Raw genomic sequence first — 675 nt, 5'->3', positions numbered from 1 at the left:
AAACGATTCTAACTATCAGAATGCCGAACAAGTAGAAGCTGCAATCCAAAAGGTTATTGGTTCTGCTCCTGGAGTATTAGATACTCTAGAAGAGATTGCAAAAGCATTAGGAGATGATCCTAACTTTGCAACTACAATTACTAATAAGCTGACTGAACTTAAGGGTATTATAGATAAGGAAATCTCCGATAGAACTGCAGCTGATGAACAAGTTACTCAGAAGTTTACTGAATTAAGTACTACTCTTAATGCTACAGTAAGCGAATTGAGAACTTTCGTAACAGAAACTCGTTCTGAATTATTAACAAAGGCTCAGGCTCAGGATGAATTAATTGCTAAGAATACTGCTAATATTCAACGTAACCTAGAATTAATTCAGGGATTACAAAGCAATCAGAATACTGGCTACCTTGAAATCAAGGAACTGTTGAATACAGAGATTGAGGCTAGAAAGGCTGAGGATATTCGTATTGAAGCTAAAGTAGATAAGAATACTCAGGACCTTACTACAGAACGTAATGAGCGTATTGCTGCAGATAAAGTTCTCCAGGATAATATTGATGCTGAAGAAGCTGCAAGAATTGCTGCTGATAATGCTCTGGGTAAACGTATCGATAAAGAAATCGAAGATAGAAAAGCAGCTGATACCGCACTTGAGAATAAATTTAATGGTAT

The 675-nt window shown here is 36.4% G+C and carries 1 protein-coding gene; it reads left to right on the top strand.

The features are described from left to right. A partial coding sequence (locus IE212_RS34520) for a hypothetical protein (protein WP_229864736.1) occupies positions 1 to 675 on the top strand: 675 nt, incomplete at both ends.

It is taken from the genome of Streptomyces djakartensis, assembly GCF_014651075.1.
Taxonomy (GTDB): Bacteria; Actinomycetota; Actinomycetes; order Streptomycetales; family Streptomycetaceae; genus Streptomyces; species Streptomyces djakartensis.
The sequence above is the reverse complement of the archived record's forward strand: the minus strand, read 5'-3'. Positions and strand labels throughout refer to the sequence as shown.